This is a genomic window from Paenibacillus xanthanilyticus (assembly GCF_042682185.1).
Classification (GTDB): Bacteria; Bacillota; Bacilli; order Paenibacillales; family Paenibacillaceae; genus Paenibacillus_Z; species Paenibacillus_Z xanthanilyticus.
In genome coordinates this window covers 2,779,357-2,798,378 of record NZ_JBHUHA010000001.1, presented here as the reverse complement: position 1 = coordinate 2,798,378, position 19,022 = coordinate 2,779,357, and the positions used below count along the sequence as shown (strand labels likewise).

Sequence of the window (19,022 nt, the reverse complement as noted above, 5' to 3'; positions counted from 1 at the left end):
TCGAAGCAGCAAAAGGGGCGACGTAGTTCGTTTTATCCAACAAGAAGTTACGATCGGCTATTCTTCCGTGCGCCCCACAATTGGTAGGATAAAATCGATTGGATGGAAGCGAAAGGTCGTGATCGGGATGAAACTACAATACAACTCGCCGGCAACCTATTGGACAGAGGCGCTGCCAATCGGCAACGGCAGGCTGGGCGCCATGATATTCGGCGGCGTGGAGCGCGAGCGAATTCAGTTGAACGAGGATAGCTTGTGGTCGGGATACCCGAAGGAAGGGAACAACCCCGAAGCCCGGGCGGTGCTGCCGAAGGTACGGGAGCTGGTCGCGCAGGGCGAATACGGGGAAGCCGATCGGCTGTCCAAGCACATGATGGGGCCCTATACGCAGTCTTATTTGCCGTTCGGGGATTTGCGGCTGTTCATGGAGCACGGCAATTTGTCCCGGTCGTATCGGCGAAGTCTATCGCTTGAGCACGGCATCTGCGCGGTGGAATACGAGATTGGCGATGCGGCTTATTCCCGCGAAATGTTCGTCTCTCACCCGGATCAGGTCGTTGTCGTGCGCCTTCATTGCAGCAAGCCCGGGTTGTTGAACTTCCGCGCGAAGCTGGATAGTCCGCTCCGCTGCGAATCCGCGGTCATGGATGGCGATTATACCATTGGCGGCATTGCCCCGGAGCATGTGTCCCCCAATTATTATCCGGCGGACGCCCCGATCCGGTATGGCGATCCGGCGCGAACAGAGTCGCTGCGGTTCCACGGACGGTTGGCCGCTGCGCACGAGGGCGGCCGAATGCACGTCGGGCATGACGGCATTCACGTGACCGGGGCGACGAGCGCGACGTTATATTTCAGCGCCGCGACCAATTTCGACGCGAGGACCGGAAGGGGCCGCGAGGACCGCGACCCAGCGCAGATCGCGGCCGAGTACGTGCGACGCGCGACGACCAAGCGCTATGCGGACATTCGCCAGGATCACGCGTCCGACTTTGCGCAGCTCTTTAACCGCGTCGCGCTGCGTCTCGGCGAAAGCCTGGCGCCGGCGGACATGGCGACGGACCGGCGGATTGCCGCCTACGGCGGCAGCGATCCGGGCTTGGTGGAGCTGCTGTTTCACTACGGCCGTTATCTGCTGCTTGCAAGTTCCCGTCCCGGCACGCAGCCTGCCAATTTGCAAGGCATATGGAACGAGCATACGCGCGCGCCGTGGAGCAGCAATTATACGTTGAATATCAATGCGCAAATGAACTACTGGCCGGCGGAAACGTGCAATATGGCCGAGATGCACGAGCCGCTGCTCGACTTTATCGCCCGGCTAGCGGTCAATGGCGGCAAGACCGCCGAAGTGAATTACGGCGCCAGCGGATGGGTGGCGCATCATAATTCGGATCTATGGGCGCAGTCGGCTCCCGTCGGCGATTACGGGCACGGCGACCCGGCGTGGGCGCTATGGCCGATGGGCGGCGTCTGGTTAGCCCAGCATTTGTGGGAGCACTATGCCTTCGGTCAAGATCAAGCGTATCTCCGGGACCAAGCGTATCCGATCATGAAGGGCGCGGCGCAATTTTGCCTGGATTGGCTGATACCGAATGCAGACGGGCATTTGATTACGGCTCCGTCCACTTCGCCCGAGCATACATTCATCCACCGGGAGCAGACCTGCGCGGTCAGCGCGGCGACGACGATGGATCTGTCCTTAATCTGGGATTTGTTCGGCAATTGCATGGAAGCCTCCGCGGTGCTCGGCATCGACGAGGCGTTCAGCGAACGACTCTCTGCGGCGCGCGGCCAACTTCTGCCGCTGCAAATCGGCAAGCACGGTCAGCTGCAGGAGTGGTATGAGGACTTCGAGGAGGAAGACGTTCATCATCGGCATGTCTCCCATTTATTCGGCGTCTATCCCGGAAGGCAGATTACGGAAGAGGCCGCGCCGGAGCTATTCGCCGCGGCGAGAACTTCCCTTGAACGGAGAGGGGACGGCGGCACGGGCTGGAGTTTGGGCTGGAAGATCGGCTTATGGGCGAGGTTCAAGGACGGGAACCGCGCGCATCGGCTCATCTCGAATTTGCTCACGCTCGTCCGAGAAGACGAGCCGGACAACTACGAACGAGGCGGCGTGTATGCGAATTTGTTCGACGCGCATCCGCCGTTCCAGATCGACGGCAACTTCGCGGCGACCGCCGGGATCGCGGAGATGCTCCTGCAATCCCATCAAGGCTATTTGGAGCTGCTCCCGGCGCTGCCCGATGCCTGGCCCAGCGGCTTCGTCGCCGGATTGAGAGCCCGCGGCGGATTCGAAGCGGGTCTCCGGTGGGCGCAAGGGAAGCTGACCGAGGCCGAGATCGTCTCGAGCCGCGACCAAGCGTGCACGCTGAAGGGCGGCGAACGCTTCGAGGTGTGGGAGGATCAGCGCCAAATCGAGCTTGCTCGGACGTTGGACGGACTTGTCCAATTCCCTGTCGAGGCGGGGAAGCGGTATCGAATCTTGGCCAAGTAACGAACGAAGCAGCGGACCATGCAGCGAAGATAAGAGGGAGCGATTACTTGAAGGCAGGTCTGCTTTGCGGGCCTGTCCTTTTGTCGTTTGCGGATCGGTACGCTGCTGAAGGGGCGGCCGATTTAGCATTGCATTCCATCCCTATCTATTTTAATATTAATCTTGAATTAATGATATTATCACTGAATTAACTATATTATGAATTCAAGATTCCGAGCAGCTAATTTAGTCGAGGGGGCTTTCTTGTGTCCGTACCGAATTACGATTATGCCGGTTATCTATTGGCGCATTTCATTGGCGAACAGCCGGACGGCGAGCAGGTGTATTTCGCCTGCAGCGAGGACGGCCTGCATTGGAAGGATCTGAACGGAGGGCTGCCGGTGCTGCGCTCCGAGCTCGGGGAGAAGGGCGTGCGGGATCCGTTCCTCGCGCGCTCGCCCAAGGCGGACAAATTTTACCTGATTGCGACGGATCTACGCATTGCCAGCGGCAAGGGCTGGTCCGCCGCGGTGAATGACGGCAGCCGAGACATCATCGTCTGGGAATCCGCCGATTTGGTGCATTGGTCTTCGCCGTGGGCGGTCACGGTAGGCGTGCCGGACGCCGGCTGCGTCTGGGCGCCGGAGGCCGTCTATGACGCAGCCGCGGACGAGTTTCTCGTGTTCTGGGCTTCCGCCACGCAGGAGCCGCAGGAGCACGAACGGAAGCAGAAAATTTACAGCGCCCGCACCAAGGATTTTCGCCGTTTCACCGAGACCGAGAAGTATATCGAACGAGACAACCACATCATCGACACGACGATCATCGCGCATGACGGCGCCTATTACCGGTATTCCAAGGACGAGACGACCAAGAATATCCGGGCCGAGCGGGGCACTACGCTGGCGAGCGAATCGTTCGTTCCGCTGCATGCGCCGGAGCTGGAGGCCTTGATGGGCGTGGAAGGCCCGCAAATTTTCAAGCTGAACGACCGCGAGGCGTGGTGCCTCATCGTCGACCGTTTCATGGAAGGCAAAGGGTATTTGCCTCTGTTAACGACGAATCTGGAAAGCGGCGAATTCACGGTCGTGCCGGAAGGGGAATTCGATCTGGGGCGCACGAAGAAGCGCCACGGCGGCGTCATCCCGATTACCGCTGCCGAGCGGGACCGTCTGCTGGCGGCGTACGGCGATGTCCAGCCCGCAGGGCGTTGATCGGATAGAAGCACGCCATCGATCCAACTTTAGATAGGGTGGGATGAACGATCATGCAAGCGTATTTATTCGTCCATTTTAAGGAGAAGCGCACGCCGGACGGCGAACAAGTCTATTTCGGCATCAGCAAGGACGGCTTTCAGTGGGAAACGGTGAACGAGGGCAATCCCGTGCTGTGGAGCTACTACGGCGATAAGGGCGTCCGGGATTTTACGATTACGCGCACCAAGGCAGGCAAGTTCGTCATCCTCGCGACCGACTTGAGCTTGGCGTACGGGATGTTGAATCAGTATCAACATTCCTGGGCGGAAATTTCCCGGAACGGCAGCAAATGTCTGGTGCTCTGGGAGTCGGACGATCTGATTCATTGGTCGGAGCAGCGGATGGTCCAGCTGGGCAATGAAGACTTCGGCTGTCTGTGGGCGCCGGATATCATCTACGACAAGCACCGCGACGATTATGTCGTGCATTGGTCGTCCTCTCATCGCAGCAATGATTATGGCGAGAAGGGCATCTACTATGCCCGGACCCGAGATTTCGTGCATTTCTCGGAAGCGCGGCTGCTCATGCAGAAGGAAGACAGCGGCATTATCGATTCGGCTATATACGAGGAAGATGGGAAGTATTATTTGTTCCTCAAGAGCGAGAACAACCCGACCGGCATCATCCTGATGACATCCGAGCACATCACCGGACCGTACGAGAAGATTACGGCGTTCGATGACAGCATGGCGGCGCTGGAAGGCGGACATTACGAGGCGCCGACGGCCGTCCAGCTGGCGGATGGCCGGTGGTGCTTGTTCGCGGACCACTTTGGCGTCTCCGCGGAGAAGCAAGGGTACGTGCCGTTCATCGCGGAGAAGCTGGCGGACGGGAAGTTCGTGCGTTCAGACCAAGCCTTCACGATCCCTTATGGCTTTAAGCACGGCACGATCTTGAAGATTTCCATGGAAGAGTATGACCGGTTGAAGGCATTCAAGAAGATGCCTTCGGAGTATTAGCGCCACGGGTTGAGGAGTGAAAGGAGGTTGGGGAAGCGATGAAGCTGGTCGGGGTCAAAGATCCGAATATTCGGTTGGCGGCCGGGGAGCGCCTGCTGCTGCCGCCGTCTGTCGAGGTCGAGCTCGAAGGAGGCATCACCGGGAGCTGTCCGGTCGATTGGGCGCCATTCGATCCGGCGCTGACCGGGAAGGCGGGACGCTTCACGGTGGAAGGGGTGACCGCGGGGGACGACTACCCGAACCCGCTGGTCCCGAACCGGGCCGATCCCTACGTGCTGCAGCATGCGGACGGCTACTACTATTTCACCGGTTCCGTGCCGGAGTACGACCGGCTGGCGCTGCGGCGGTCCCGAACCGTGGCCGGACTGTCGACGGCCGAAGAGACCGTCATTTGGACGAAGCACGATGAGGGCGAGATGGGCAACCATATTTGGGCGCCGGAGCTGCATTGGATGGAAGGGAAATGGTATATCTACTTCGCGGCCGGCACGGCGGAGGACAAATGGGCGATCCGGCCTTATGTGCTGGAATGCGGCGACGAGGATCCGCTTCGGGGAACGTGGACCGAGAAGGGAAGGATCGAGCTGCCGGTCGAAAGCTTCTCCTTGGATGCCACGACCTTCGAGCATCGCGGACGCAGGTACTTGGCATGGGCACAAATTATCGAGGACTCCTGCCTCTACCTTGCGCCGATGGATACGCCGTGGTCCATCGCGGGCGAGCCCGTGAAGCTGTCGGCCCCGGAATACGACTGGGAGACGCAGCTGCATCGCGTGAACGAAGGGCCGGCCGTGCTGAAGCGAGGCCGGCGCGTGTTCATAGCTTATTCCGCCAGCGGCACCGACCACCGTTACTGCATGGGCTTGCTGACCGCGGATGAAGAGAGCGACTTGCTGAATCCGGCCTCCTGGACCAAATCGCTAGAGCCGGTGTTCGTCAGCAGCGAAGCCGCGTCCGAATACGGCCCGGGCCACAACAGCTTCACCGTGTCCGAGGACGGCGCGGCCGATCTGTTCGTCTATCATGCCCGTCCCTACCGGGAGATTGCCGGCGAGCCGCTGTATGATCCCAATCGCCACGCCCGCGTGCAGCGTCTCTTCTGGAAGCCGGACGGGACGCCCTTCTTCGGCGCGCCCGGCTGGAGACCGGTTCCCGCCGGCTGCGCGGTAACCTGCCGCGTGACCGTCGAATAGGCGACAGCAGATCGATTGTCCGCCGCGAGGCGGGTTATGGTCATGAGGCTGCGATTCATGCTCCGTTATCTAGCGAAGACAGGCTCCCGGCGAGAATCGGGAGCCTTTTCTTGGATAGATGAAGCCGTCTTCCTTACATTACCCCCAAGCGGCGAGCTCCATCTCGAAGTCGCTCGCGAAATCCGGACTGACCGGCGTGACCCGGACGTTGACGTTCGACCGCCAGACGTGGCTCGGGATGTCGGGCGAGACGCCCTCGTAGACGTACACGCCCTTGGCCTGCTGCTGGACCTGCTCGAGCTTCGCTCTCCAGATGCCCTGCTTACCGTCGGAGCCGACCGCCTCCACGCGGACGTCCTTATGCCAGATGGCGCCAAGCTGAATCTCCGCGCGGAAGGCCGTCTTGGACAGCCCGATCCGGCTGCTGTGGTCAGCCAGAATCTCCACTTTCCGGACGCGCACGGCGGGCCAGTGGTCGCGAACGAATTGCTTGTAGGCGGCCACTCTGGAGGCGACCTCGAAGTCATCCGCGGCGAACCGATTGCCCCTCGCGCTCGCGGGGACGTACACCTTGTGCCAGTAATCGCTGACCATCCGGTGGGTGTTATAGACGGGCGCGAGCGTACAGATCGACTCCTTCATCATGCCGACCCATTCCGTCGGGATGGCACGGTCGTCCCGACGGTAGAACAGCGGGACAATCTCGTCCTCGAGCAGCCGGTACAGCGCTTCGCTGTCCTGCCGCGCCTGGTGCTCGGCGTCGACGTCCGTCGCGCCTTCGATCGCCCAGCCGTTCCGTCCGTTGTAGCCCTCCACCCACCAGCCGTCCAGCACGCTGCAGTTGAGCACGCCGTTCATGGCGGCTTTCTGCCCGCTCGTGCCGCTCGCTTCCATCGGCTTCACGGGCGTGTTGAGCCAGACGTCGACCCCTTGCACGAGCTTCTTCGCCTTATCCATCGCGTAATTCTCCACGATGTGAACGCGACCCTTGAACCGCTCCTCCCGGGACAGCTCCACGAGCCGCCGGATCAGCTCTTGGCCCGGTCCGTCCGCGGGATGCGCTTTGCCCGCGAAGACGAGACTTACCGGGCGATTGGGATCGCGCAGGATGCGTTCGAGCCGCTCCAAGTCGCGGAAGATGAGCAACGCCCGCTTATACGTCGCGAATCGCCGGGCGAAGCCGATGACGAGCGGCCCTTCGCCGGATGACGCGATCGGCAGGCCCAGCTCCTCCGCCATGTCGGATTTCGCCTGCTGGTGCGCTTCCCACAGCTCTTTGGCCGGAATATCCCGTACCGCGGTCCATATGTCTCGTTCCGCCGTGCGGACGGCCCAGTCGGACGGCAGGTGCCGATCGTACAGCGCCTTGATGCCGGGCGCCAGCCATGTCCCGATATGAATGCCGTTGGTGACCGAATCGACCGGGATATCCTGTCTTGGAATATGCGGCGTCCACCCGTGGAACAGATCGCGGGTTACCTCGCCGTGCAGCTTGCTCACCCCGTTCACCTTGGACGACGTGCTGACGGCCAGCCGCGTCATGTTGAACGCGCCGCCCAGCCGGCCGAGCGACAGCACGCGCTCCCGGTCCGTCCCGAGCTGCCAGTAATAGTCGCCGAAATAGCGGTCCATCATCTCGACGGAGAAGACGTCGTGCCCCGCCGGAACCGGGGTGTGCGTCGTGAAGACGGTGCTCGCCTTGACCGCCTCGAGCGCCGTCTCGAACGGCACGCCTTCGGCGGACAGCATCCGGATGCGCTCCAGCGCCAAGAAGGCGGAGTGCCCCTCGTTCAAATGCCAGACGTCCGGCTGGATGCCGAGCGCCACCAGCAGCCTCGCGCCGCCGATGCCGAGGAGAAGCTCCTGGCGGATACGGACATCCGGATCGCTCGGATAGAGCGTGTCGGTCAAGCGGCGATCCTCGTCGCCATTGTCATCCATGTCGGTATTGAGCAGATACAGGGTCACCGTGCCCATCTGCACGGTATACGCTTTGGCATGCACCTGCCGGCCGGCCAACGTCACGCGGATGACGACCGGACGATCTTCGGCATCCCGCGCCAGACGAACCGGATAGGCGCTTGCCTCAAGGTCGACCTCGGGGTAGAGATGCTGCTGCCATCCGCTTTCGTTAATGCGCTGCTGGAAATACCCTTTGCCATACAATATGCCGACGCCCGTAAGCGGAATATTCAGGTCTGCTGCTGCCTTGATATGGTCGCCTGCCAAGATGCCGAGACCGCCCGAATAGATCGGCAAGGACTCGTCGATTCCGAACTCCGCGGAGAAATACGCCACGCCGCCGTTTGGCATGATCCCACCTCATTTTCACGTAAAATCGCGCTTCGCCATGGAAGCGCCTTCCCGGCATGAAACGCCGTGCCGCTTAAAGACGGCGACAGCCGTTTCACCTTGATGCCCCTATAACTATATGCCGGTATCCGGTGCAAGTGCCCCTAATTCGACAGCGGGCTGTACCTATCGGTGTTGGAAGAAGGGGAAAGGGAGCGGCAACGGCTTATGGATAGGCGCGACCCGGACGCATGCGCAAAAAGGAAATAAACCGGCTCTGCCATGCGACAGAAGCCGGTTTATGTTCGTTGTACATTCAAGATGGCTCGGCTGCTTTCCTGGCCGCATTGTGCGCCATGCGATGCAAAAAGTTGTTCTTCCGATGGCTGCGCATATACGTAATCTGCACCTCAACCTCGGGGAACTGGCTGCGGAGTTCGGCAAGCGCGGCTAGCAGTTGATCGCGAGCTTGCTCGTCGTGCGGATGCGCGAAGCGGTCCTGGTCGAGCAGGCGCGAGATGCGGCTGCAATCGGTATAGATGACGGCATTGTGCGGTCGATGCTCCGATAGCGCGGCGGCCAGCATCTCGAGACTCAAGATGATCGCCATCATCTCGCCGTAGCTCGAACCGAGGTCTTGCCCGATCGGGAGCTTCCGGGCGGCGACGTTGATCGTCCGATTGTACACCATGCAGACGGCCGTGCCGAACGCGGACCGCTCGGCGAAGCCGGCGTAATCGCAATAGAGATACATCGTACCTTTGTTCACGATATGCTGCCTGAGACGAGGGACGGCGAGCGCTTTCCGGACGAGCGGGTCTTGAGTTATATCCATGCGTACATCTCCTATTCATTAAAAGGCGCCGACCGAGGGGCATGCCACCATGTTAACCGAAGCGGTCGCAATTCGCCAGCGCCAGGCTGAGTGGCGAACGCTCTATTAGGAGGAGACAAGTTTCGACTGTGCTGGAGATACGCGAGACGTATAATGGACGTAGGTAAACGAACGCACCGTGCGTGTATCGTATATCTACGAAAAGCTGCCGGTAGAACGGTAATAGGGAGTGGAAGGTAGATGAACAATCCGCGATTCGATTCGTTTCGTCCCATCTTGGAAGCGGTTACCGACCGGATGATTCCGGGGGATGATTGGCCATCGGGTACGGAGGGCGGCGTGCTCGCCTATCTGGAGCGCCATGCCGCCGAGGCTGCCGGCATCTGGAGCGAGGTGATCGCCCCCGGACTTCGTGCGCTGGAAGAGGCGGCGATCGCGCGTTATGCCCGTTCCTTCGCGGCGTTGACCGCAAGCGAGCAGGAGGGACTGCTGCAGGAAGCGGAGCGGGACGCGATGCGGAATTGGCCTGTTTCCTCCCGGAGCTTCTTCAATACTCTATTGTCCTTGATTATGGAAGGCTACTATGGGAGCCCGGATTCGGGCGGGAATCGGGAGACCAAGTCGTGGACGATGATCGGCTTTCGTCCGGGGACCGTCGGTGAACAGCAGCCGCGGATTCCGGAGACGGAGCTTAAACAAACCTCGCTCGACGACCTTCGCGATGCGTATGACGCCGTCATCGTGGGGGCCGGAGCAGGAGGCTCCGTCGCGGCCGCGGTCTTGGCCGAAACGGGGCTTCGCGTGCTGGTCGTCGAGCGCGGCAGCTGGCTTCGATACGACGACATCGGCCGCGACCATCTGCGCAACCATCGGTTCGCCCAATACGGGCACAACACGGGACCGGGGTTGGACGGCCATCCGCGGACGATTGTGCTCGCAAGCGGCCAAGAGCGGATCACCTCGCCCATCGACGGCGACTACCATAACAACGTGATGACGGTCGGCGGCGGGACGCGAATCTATGGGGCGCAGGCATGGCGCTTCCATCCGGATGACTTCCGCATGGCGAGCCGCTACGGGATTCCGGAGGGGAGCTCGCTCAGCGATTGGCCGATTCGCTATGAGGATCTCGAGCCCTATTACGAGCGGGCCGAATGGGAAGTGGGCGTCTCCGGCGATGGCGATGCTCACCCTGGCCGCGGGAAGCGGATGCGCCAGTATCCGATGCCGCCGCTGCCAAGCACGCTGGAAGCGCAGCGGCTGGCCCGGGCGGCAGACAAATTAGGGTGGGATGCGGGAGCGGTGCCGCTGCTCATCAACTCTATGGAGCGAGACGGCCGGCCGGCGTGCGGCCGATGCGGCCAATGCGTCGGATTCGCCTGCCCGACGAACAGCAAGAACGGCGGACATAACACGATGCTGGTGCGGGCGATGGCAACCGGCAACTGCGATCTGATCTGCGATACAATCGTGGCCGCCATCGATACCGAAGGGGGCAAGCGCGCGACCGGCGTACGTCTTATTCAGGAACGGAAGGGCGTCATCCGGCGGCGGAGCGTGCGGGCAGGCCATGTGGTCGTGGCCGCGGGCGCGATCGAGAGCGCGCGCCTCTTGCTGAACTCAGCCAGCGATTCGGAGCCGGACGGGATTGGCAACCGGTACGGGCAGGTCGGGCGTCATCTTCAAGGTCATGTGTATTCCGGCGCATACGGACTGTTCGATGACCCGGTGCAGGACGGTCTTGGTCCGGGAGTCAGCATCGCAACCTTCCGCTTCGATCATCGTTCCGATAGCCGCATCATCGGGGGCGGACTGCTGGCCAACGAGTTCACCCGGCTGCCGATCCTGCATTGGTATCGGGCGCTGGCGCCGAGCGCGCCCAGATGGGGAAGCGCCGGCAAGGCGACGATGCGCGAGACCTACCTGCGCACGAGCCACATTCAGGGGCCGATTCAAGAAATCCCGAACGCGGATTCTCGCGTGCGGTTATCCGGAACGGTGCGGGACCGATTCGGCCTCCCCGTCGCGCAGCTCTCCGGCAGCGTGCACCCCGAGTCGCTGCGGGCTTCGGCCATGCTGGCCGAGCAAGCGGAGAAGTGGCTGTGGGCGGCGGGCGCGCGCGAGGTATGGCGGACCGTTCCGGGCGGCGGTCTGAGCGCCGGACAGCATCAGGCGGGCACGCTGCGCATGGGCGATGAGCCTTCGACGTCCGTGACGGATCCGTCGGGCCGCGTGCATGGCTACGATAATCTCTGGGTCAGCGACGGCTCGGTGCATGTCACCAACGGCGGCGTGAACCCGGTGCTCACGATTCTCGCCTTGGCGTTCCGGACGGCGGAGAATCTGGTGAAGACGAAGTGAACCATTCCGTACTTTGAGCAGAATGAAATGGACTAGCGAGGTCGCTCGCTAGTCCGTTTCTGTTTGTTCATTTTTCTCCTTTTTGCGCTGCTTTCGCTCGATATGAGCTACTCCCCATTGATGTAAGGTTTCCAAAATTGGAGACAAACTCATGCCGTATTCCGTGATGGAGTATTCCACTTTCGGCGGGATTTGCGGATAAATGACGCGTTTGACGATCTCTTCCTCTTCCAATTCACGCAGATAGAGCGTAAGCATCCTTTGCGTGATATCGGGCAGCAATCTTCGCAGCTCATTGAACCTCAGTGGTTTACCTTGAAGCAAATGATACAGGATAATCGGCTTCCATTTGCCGACGATCGAATCCAGCGTCACAACGAATTGACATTGGTCGGATTTCTTTGACATACGTTGGCCTCCGTTACAGTACCTTTTTTCATACTATAGCACATTTATGTTCCTACTTAACATAAGTAAGTTAATGCTGTAAGATCACAACGAGAAGTGAAATTACGCTGACTATAGAAGGGAAGATTTGATTCATGGCAACTGTACTGTACATCACCGCACATCCGCTTGATCCTCAAGCCTCTATTAGCCTCGCGGTAGGAGAAGCATTTATTGACGCGTACCGCGAAGCCAATCCGGCAGATGACGTTGTTTTGTTGGATCTGTACAAAGAGGATATTCCGCAGATAGATGCGGATGTTTTAAGAGGTTGGGAAAAGCTCCGGTCAGGTACGGATTTCGATCAGCTGACTGATGCGGAGAAGTCAAAAGTGGCTCGTCTTGAATCGATTGTGGATCAATTCGTAAAGGCAGATAAGTACGTGTATGTTTCCCCGATGTGGAATTTCTCGATCCCGCCGGTTTTGAAAGCATACACTGATGCCACTTCAATTCCGGGGAAGACGTTCAAATATACCCCTAATGGTCCGATAGGCTTGTTGCCCGGCAAGAAAGCCTTGCATATTCAAGCTAGCGGTTCCGTTTATTCGGAAGGTCCTCTGGCCCCGCTTGAAATGGGATACAACTTTTTGAAAAAGGTTTTACAGTTCTATGGGATTTCATCTATGGAGGCTATTCTTGTCGAAGGAACGGCATCCGTAGAGCAGCTTCCGGTTATTAAAGAAAAAGCAATTGCACAGGCTAAGGAAGCTGCCACACGATTCTAATAGGGAGTTTGATATCAAGATGAATTCTACTCAAAAGGAATGGATTACTCAAATCGCTTCTTCTACCTTAATTTGAGTTCGTTAGCAATTCGTAAGAAACATCGCTAACCTTTATATGGTACCTTATAGTCAATACATGACATCCTATTATCAAAGGGGAATTTCAATGAGAAAGCTTGTTTTATTTTTGCATGCGTCTCTTGACGGTTTTGTAGAAGGCCCCAATGGCGCAATGGATATTGGCTGGGTTTCTTACGATGAGGATTTAGCGAAACACGCGGCGCAAATTTTGAGTACGGCCGACACCGTCATCTGGGGTAGGCGCACATATCAAATGATGTTCGACTATTGGCCCACGGTGCCGTCGAACCCCTCAAGCTCGCAGCATGAACTGGAGCATGCCGCATGGATTGAGCAAACATCGAAAGTTGTTTTTTCCAAGACGCTTGATAACGTGGAATGGAGCAATTCCAGATTGGTGAAAGAGAATGTCAAGGAAGAAATCCTGAACTTGAAGGAGCAGCCAGGCAAGGATATTGTCATCCTAGGTAGTCCCAGGTTTGCGCACCACGTGATGGGTCTTGATCTAGTCGATGAGTACAAAATTACGGTTTCTCCTGTCCTGATCGGAAGCGGGCTGCCTTTATTTCAAGGACTTCAGGAGAAGACCCATCTTAAACTTATCGAGAACAAAACATTCGACTCCGGAGCCATTGGTCTCTATTACAAGACGGTTAGATGACTTGCCTCGTAAAGTAGTTTGCAAAGAGTTGAATTGAAGTCTACGTATCGGCTCAGTTGGAAGCATGGCAAAAAACAGGGGACAGACTGCCTTGGCAGCTGCCCCCTGTTTCCTTACCTTCTGCTAATTCCAAATCTAACGGCGGCTAACCGGCGTTCCTTGCGCTCCGTTCGAAATAGCTTCCCATGTCTCCCAAGTGGCTAAACGATCCGCATAGACTCCGCGCACCAATGGCAAGACCCCTGCGCCGACCGCAAACCGCAGAGGTGGGTCCTCGGCGTCTATGATTTGAAGAATCGCTTCGGCCGTGGCATTCGGATCGCCTCGTTCTTCTGTCGATAACCGAACGGACACCCGATTTCGAAGTTCAGCGTAGACTTCCAATCCCTGCGATGTCTTCATGGACAGAGGGCTTCCAAAGTCGGTTGCAAAGGCGCCCGGCTCCAGCAACGTGACCTTAATGCCGAAGCTTTTCACCTCTTGAGCGAGGCTATCGTGCAGTGCTTCGACTGCCCATTTGGAAGCGCAATAGAAGCCGATGAGCGGCGCCGCAACAATCCCCATGGCACTTGAGACGCCGAGAATGTGCCCGCTGCCCTGTCGTCGAAGCAGAGGCAGGGCGGCTTGGATGACACGAAGCATACCAAAGTAATTGGCGTCAAATAGTTCGCGGACGTCGGATTCGTCAGCCTCCTCAGTCGTGCCAACCAGTGTGTAACCGGCATTGTTTAGGACGACGTCCAGCCTGCCGAAATGCGCATGAGCCTGCTGAACGACATGCTCGACCTGCCGGGAATCGGTTACATCGAGCGCTAGAGGGAGAACAGCATCTCCAAAACGTTCTTTAAGTTCGGCGATGCTTTCCGGTGTGCGAGCGGTCGCGGCAACCTTATCCCCGCGAGAGAGTGCGGCCTCCGCCCAAATGCGCCCTAATCCGCGAGAGGCTCCTGTAATGAACCAGACTTTGCTTTCCATCGTTTTCTCCTCCAATACAGTTCCTGTGTGCAGCTTTTTTAAAGCTTCTGTTTTCTCTTTCGTTCTTCTCTAATGTTACGGATTAGCAGCTTGATACGGAATTTCAAATAAGTTAGCATGGTATTAACTTATGGTTTATGCAAAAGGTGGGCTGTCTGAATGATTGAGCAGCTGAAGACGTTTGTTCAAGTGGCGGAGTCCGGAAGCTTCTCTAAGGCAGCCGAAAAGCTTTTTATTTCTTCAACCGCTGTGATGAAGCAAATGAATGTGTTGGAAAAGCAAGCCGGAGTCCCGCTTTTTATCCGTACCAACCACGGTGTCAGCCTCACGAAGGCAGGAACTGCTTTTATCAAAGATGCGAAATATATGCTGCGATATTTTCAAGAATCTCTTATCCGCATGCAGCAGTCCGCACAGACCAATCGGCATATTGTTCGGGTGGGTACTTCTATGCTTAACCCCTGTAAGGTTTTGATTGATTTGTGGAATGGAATGAGCGACCTATACCCGCAATTCGGAATAAACATCGTTCATTTCGAAGATGACGCACATACACTCCCAACGACTTACCGCATGATCGGCCAATCGCTCGATATCATTGCGGGGCCATTTCTTACAGATAACTTGAAGGATTACTACCGTTTGCTTGAACTGGGGAGTTACCGCGTTTGCTTTGCCGTATCTCGGCATCATAGGCTGGCTTCAAGAAAAACACTTTCTGTCAAAGATTTGTATGGGGAAAGGCTGGCTCTAGTGAACGGTGGGGAAAGTGCCGTCATTCATGACCTACGTGATTTCCTGATCATGAATCATCCTCAAATACGAATTAAGGATGTTCCGCGTCTCTATGATCTTGATGTGTTTAATCGCTGCGAGGAAAGCAATACGGTTATGTTAACTTTAGAGGCGTGGGCAGATATTCATCCATCCTTGGTGACGATCCCTAGTGATTTAGATTTCGAGGTTCCATATGGTTTGATATATCCATTACATCCATCCAAGGAAGTTGGTCATTTCTTAGAAATCATAAAAGACATGCAAGTACCAAGATAAATATGAACGTTGGTGAGCAGGTAGACACTGCCCCGCCAGGGGCATGGATGGCTAACGGAGAACTTTAGTTCAATGATCAGGGAGCAGTTTGCCCAGCTGCTTCTTTTTGAATGCTATCGGGAGAACGACAGCTCAACAATAAGAGGCAGTCTACGACTTGTTTTCTAAGTCTGCAGACTGCCTTTTTCGTTATGACAGGAATGGAGTCAAACATTTTTTCTGGGATGCTTGCAGATGACGTTGCGTAACCCGCTATACTGGTTTTGACGAAGCTGACATGTAAACCAAACGGAAGGAGGATGGAATTGAGCGAGCCGACTTATTTCACGACAGGACAGCTGGCCAAGCGGACCGGGCTCACGCTGCGAACGTTAAGGTATTACGACCAGATCGGACTCTTGCGTCCGGACAAGGACCAAATCGGGGCGGCGCGGCGATACAACGTGAACGACCTCGGAAGGCTCCAGCAAATCCAGACGCTCAAGTATGTAGGGCTATCGCTGGAGGAGATCGGACAACTTCTTGCGGGCGAGGCGGACTCGGGCCTTGAGATGCGGGATTCGCTTCGTGCTCAGCTGGACGTGCTGCGGCAGAAGATTGTGCATGCCGAGAATGTCGTCAAGGCGATCCGGCGGGCATTGACAGATGGCGATGGGCTGGGCGAGAGAGGCTGGATGCATCTGGCGGAAATTATTCAGGCCGTACAGACGGAGCAGTCGTGGGGCGAACAATATCGGAGTGCCGGTCGGCTGCAATCCCGCATTCATTTATATGACCGATTCTCGACCAATCGGCACGGCTGGCACAGATGGGTATTCGAACAACTGGGAACGGAACGGAATGTTCATGTGCTCGAGGTCGGCTGCGGGGATGGTTCCTTGTGGCTACGCAATGCCGACCGCATTCCGGCGAGCTGGCGCATCACCTTGACGGATATTTCCCAGGGCATGCTGGAGGAGGCGCGGAACCGGTTGCAAGGGCTGCCCCAGTTCAAATTCCTGCTGGCTGATGCGCAGGACATCCCTTTCCATGACGAGCAATTCGATAAAGTCATCGCGAACAATATGCTTTACCATGTGCGGAACATCCCGCAAGCAATTCAGGAAATCCACCGCGTCCTCAAAAAAGGCGGGCAATGCTGCGCGACGACGATGAGCTTGCGGCACCTGCAGGAGGTGGAGCGGCTGGGGACGGAATTTGACCCGGCCATGGAGGTGCTGGATCGCGTGCTCGAACGATTCCACTTGGATAACGCGGCCGATCAGCTCGCGCCGTTCTTCGATGAGGTCCAACAGCTCGATTATGAAGACAGCCTAACCATCACCGAAGCGGAGCCGCTGATCGACTACATCATCTCTACGCCTATGAATGCGAGATCGCGGCTGCAGGGAGCGTCGTTGGAACGTTTTCGCGCCTATGTCGGCCAAAGGCTGGAGAAGGAAGGCCCGCTGCGGGTTACGAAAGAAAACGGCATGTACAAAGGGAGGAAATAACAGGATGGAGAATCAGCCTCGAATTCGCAACCTAACAGAGGAAGTCCTATCGAACAATTGGTATGTGCTGAAGAAAGTGACGTTCGAGTACCGCAAAGATAACGGGGAATGGGAGAAGCAGGCGCGCGAAGTTTACGACCGCGGCAACGGCGCGACCATTCTGCTCTATAATCGAAACAAACGAACGGTCGTGCTGACACGCCAGTTCCGGATGCCGACGTACAAAAACCAAAATTCATCCGGGATGCTGATCGAAACGTGCGCGGGCTTGCTGGATCAAGAGACGCCGGAAGTCAGCATCATTCGCGAGACGGAAGAAGAGACGGGCTACAAGCTCGCGAAGGTGCACAAAGTCGGCGAAGCCTATATGTCTCCAGGGTCGGTAACGGAGATCGTTCATTTCTACGTCGGCGAGTACGACGACACGATGGCCTCGGGTAAAGGCGGGGGACTCGACGAGGAGCAGGAAAACATCGAGGTGCTGGAGCTGCCATTCGACCAGGCGCTGGAGATGATCCGGACCGGCGAAATCCGAGACGGGAAGACCATCCTGCTGCTGCAATACGCCAAGATTCAAGGGCTGCTGGAACGGGAGGAAATACCGGATGAAGCGGCCGGCGAACCGCTGCATATTCTCGTCGCGGGACCTTACCGATCGGGAACCGGCGACGATCCGGCGAAGATCGAGCAGAACGTCCGGTTCATGAACCGAATCGCCCTGCAGCTTTACGAAGCGGGTCATATGCCGGTATTAGGGGAATGGTATGCCTTGCCGCTCATCGCGACTGCTGGTTCGGCCGGAATAGGGGACGAGATCTTCAATCGCATCTTCCACCCGTCGTCCGAAAGACTGCTCCGGCATTGCGACGCCGTCGTGAGAGTAGGCGGTCCGTCTTCGGGAGCGGATGACATGGTGAATGCCGCGAAGAAGATGGGGAAGCGCGTCTTCGAAAAGCTGGAGGACATCCCGAAGCTGCACGCATGAGTGATGCCCGATATCGTTGCTTATGCTGGTCGTATTAATCGGCGCGATAGGGTGGCCGAATGAGTACATACCCAAGCGGGATACGGTCACCGTGGATACGCCTTTCAAAAAGGAATCAGGCGACGACATCTATCGCTGATTATGCCAAATAACCCACTCCTCTCCAGGATGTGGGTTATTCGCTTCTCGCCTACGTTCACCATGCCTACGCCCATCTAAGCATTCCGGCTCACGCGGAACCCCTGGTCCGGGCCAAAGCCGTTGGCTTCGAACTTGCCGCGGTACGCGAGCTCGCTGCTCTTGACGTCGCCGATCCAGCCGCCGCCCTTATTCACGCGCCGGGAGCCGTCGCTGGCAGAGGCACCCGTCTCCGCATACCAATCCCAGCACCATTCCCGCACATTGCCAGACATATCGTAGAGGCCCAGCTCGTTCGGCTTCTTGCCGCCGACGGCGTGCGTTCGGCCGTGGTTACTCTCGATGATCGGCCAGCTCCAGTCGCCGGATAAGTACTTATCGCCGGCATTGCGCCAGTACCAGGCGACTTCGTCGACATGGTTGCCTCCGCTGTACGTATAGCTCTTGCTGAGCTGCCCGCCGCCAGCGGCGTACGCCCACTCGGCTTCGGTCGGCAGGCGGTAGCCGTTCGCGTCCGCCTGGATCGTGACGGTCCACTTCAACACATCGTGCTCGCTCTTGTTATTCGGATCTGTCTTCGTCTTGTCGATCTGATAATAAGGCTGCAGGCCTTCCTGCAGACTCCGCTTATTGCAGTATTCCACGACGTCGTACCAGCTGACCATCTCGACCGGCAAATCGTCGCCCTTGAAGGCGGAAGGATTGCCGCCCATGACCGCCGTCCATTCTTGCTGCGTGACTTCGTATTTCCCGATATAAAAGCTCGCTATTTTCGTTGCTTTGCCATAGTGCTCGGACTTCGCATGCTTGAAGGCGCCGCCTTCGACGAGGACCATGCTGTCCGCCTTGACCAGCGCTTTTGACGTTGGTTCCACGTGCGTCTGTTCGGTCTGCGGCGGGGGGACGGGCGTCTGCGCGGCTTTACTGGACGAGCAGGCGCTGGCGACTATCGTCGTCGCGGCGAGAACCAACAGAATTTGCCCTCTCATGAATGGATCGCCCTCCTTTCGTACGGATGGGAAAAGGTATAGGCCATGACAGCCTATACCTGAAGACGCGCTCGATCTCCCTTTCCCGAAAACGGAC

15 protein-coding genes are annotated in these 19,022 nt (G+C 57.6%); 10 read left to right on the top strand and 5 right to left on the bottom strand.

Translation table 11 applies throughout. The features are described from left to right. Positions 1 to 127 precede the first annotated feature (127 nt). The 4 genes from ACFSKT_RS11800 to ACFSKT_RS11785 all read left to right on the top strand — a co-directional run bounded on the left by ACFSKT_RS11800 (position 128) and on the right by ACFSKT_RS11785 (position 5,887). The gene (locus tag ACFSKT_RS11800) at positions 128 to 2,500 is read left to right on the top strand and encodes a glycoside hydrolase family 95 protein (protein ID WP_377721207.1); all 2,373 of its coding nucleotides are present in this window, start codon (positions 128 to 130) and stop codon (positions 2,498 to 2,500) included. Positions 2,501 to 2,745: 245 nt separating this feature from the next. Next, entirely contained in the window at positions 2,746 to 3,693 is a 948-nt protein-coding gene (locus tag ACFSKT_RS11795) for a glycoside hydrolase family 43 protein (protein ID WP_377721206.1), read from the top strand. 53 nt (positions 3,694 to 3,746) lie between these two features. Continuing rightward, positions 3,747 to 4,694 (top strand): glycoside hydrolase family 43 protein, encoded by a 948-nt coding sequence (locus ACFSKT_RS11790; protein ID WP_377721205.1) that lies wholly within the window; start codon positions 3,747 to 3,749, stop codon positions 4,692 to 4,694. Positions 4,695 to 4,732: 38 nt separating this feature from the next. Next, entirely contained in the window at positions 4,733 to 5,887 is a 1,155-nt protein-coding gene (locus ACFSKT_RS11785; RefSeq protein ID WP_377721204.1) for a family 43 glycosylhydrolase, read from the top strand. A 138-nt stretch (positions 5,888 to 6,025) separates the two neighbouring features. Here the strand turns inward: ACFSKT_RS11785 and glgP are convergent, their stop codons facing one another. Together glgP and ACFSKT_RS11775 are read right to left on the bottom strand one after the other, a co-directional pair. After that, positions 6,026 to 8,200, bottom strand: a complete 2,175-nt coding sequence (glgP, locus tag ACFSKT_RS11780; protein ID WP_377721203.1) for an alpha-glucan family phosphorylase — start codon at positions 8,198 to 8,200, stop codon at positions 6,026 to 6,028. A gap of 295 nt (positions 8,201 to 8,495) precedes the next feature. Continuing rightward, on the bottom strand, positions 8,496 to 9,014 hold the full coding sequence (locus tag ACFSKT_RS11775; protein ID WP_377721202.1) for a hypothetical protein: 519 nt from the start codon (positions 9,012 to 9,014) through the stop codon (positions 8,496 to 8,498). 240 nt (positions 9,015 to 9,254) lie between these two features. On the opposite strand from ACFSKT_RS11775, the gene ACFSKT_RS11770 reads away from it, so the two are divergent. Beyond that, positions 9,255 to 11,375 carry a GMC family oxidoreductase gene (locus ACFSKT_RS11770; RefSeq protein WP_377721201.1) on the top strand — a complete coding sequence of 707 codons (2,121 nt, stop codon included), beginning with the start codon at positions 9,255 to 9,257 and terminating at the stop codon, positions 11,373 to 11,375. Positions 11,376 to 11,423: 48 nt separating this feature from the next. Here the strand turns inward: ACFSKT_RS11770 and ACFSKT_RS11765 are convergent, their stop codons facing one another. Then, on the bottom strand, positions 11,424 to 11,783 hold the full coding sequence (locus tag ACFSKT_RS11765) for a winged helix-turn-helix transcriptional regulator (protein WP_377721200.1): 360 nt from the start codon (positions 11,781 to 11,783) through the stop codon (positions 11,424 to 11,426). 134 nt (positions 11,784 to 11,917) lie between these two features. On the opposite strand from ACFSKT_RS11765, the gene ACFSKT_RS11760 reads away from it, so the two are divergent. Continuing rightward, positions 11,918 to 12,550 (top strand): FMN-dependent NADH-azoreductase, encoded by a 633-nt coding sequence (locus ACFSKT_RS11760; RefSeq protein ID WP_377721199.1) that lies wholly within the window; start codon positions 11,918 to 11,920, stop codon positions 12,548 to 12,550. Between the two features lie 166 nt (positions 12,551 to 12,716). Next, entirely contained in the window at positions 12,717 to 13,292 is a 576-nt protein-coding gene (locus ACFSKT_RS11755) for a dihydrofolate reductase family protein (protein ID WP_377721198.1), read from the top strand. A 135-nt stretch (positions 13,293 to 13,427) separates the two neighbouring features. Here ACFSKT_RS11755 and ACFSKT_RS11750 read toward each other — a convergent pair whose 3' ends face one another. Then, on the bottom strand, positions 13,428 to 14,267 hold the full coding sequence (locus ACFSKT_RS11750) for an SDR family NAD(P)-dependent oxidoreductase (RefSeq protein WP_377721197.1): 840 nt from the start codon (positions 14,265 to 14,267) through the stop codon (positions 13,428 to 13,430). Positions 14,268 to 14,426: 159 nt separating this feature from the next. Here ACFSKT_RS11750 and ACFSKT_RS11745 point away from each other — a divergent pair, with 159 nt between their 5' ends. From ACFSKT_RS11745 to nudK, 3 genes are all read left to right on the top strand, one after another. Then, entirely contained in the window at positions 14,427 to 15,320 is an 894-nt protein-coding gene (locus ACFSKT_RS11745) for a LysR family transcriptional regulator (protein WP_377721196.1), read from the top strand. Between the two features lie 299 nt (positions 15,321 to 15,619). Further along, positions 15,620 to 16,813 (top strand): MerR family transcriptional regulator, encoded by a 1,194-nt coding sequence (locus ACFSKT_RS11740; RefSeq protein ID WP_377721195.1) that lies wholly within the window; start codon positions 15,620 to 15,622, stop codon positions 16,811 to 16,813. Positions 16,814 to 16,817: 4 nt separating this feature from the next. Further along, the gene (gene nudK, locus ACFSKT_RS11735; RefSeq protein ID WP_377721194.1) at positions 16,818 to 17,798 is read left to right on the top strand and encodes a GDP-mannose pyrophosphatase NudK; all 981 of its coding nucleotides are present in this window, start codon (positions 16,818 to 16,820) and stop codon (positions 17,796 to 17,798) included. Positions 17,799 to 18,013: 215 nt separating this feature from the next. On the opposite strand, the gene ACFSKT_RS11730 is transcribed toward nudK, so the two are convergent. Continuing rightward, complete coding sequence (locus ACFSKT_RS11730) at positions 18,014 to 18,925, bottom strand: formylglycine-generating enzyme family protein (RefSeq protein ID WP_377721193.1); 912 nt, start codon at positions 18,923 to 18,925, stop codon at positions 18,014 to 18,016. Between the last annotated feature and the right edge of the window lie 97 nt (positions 18,926 to 19,022).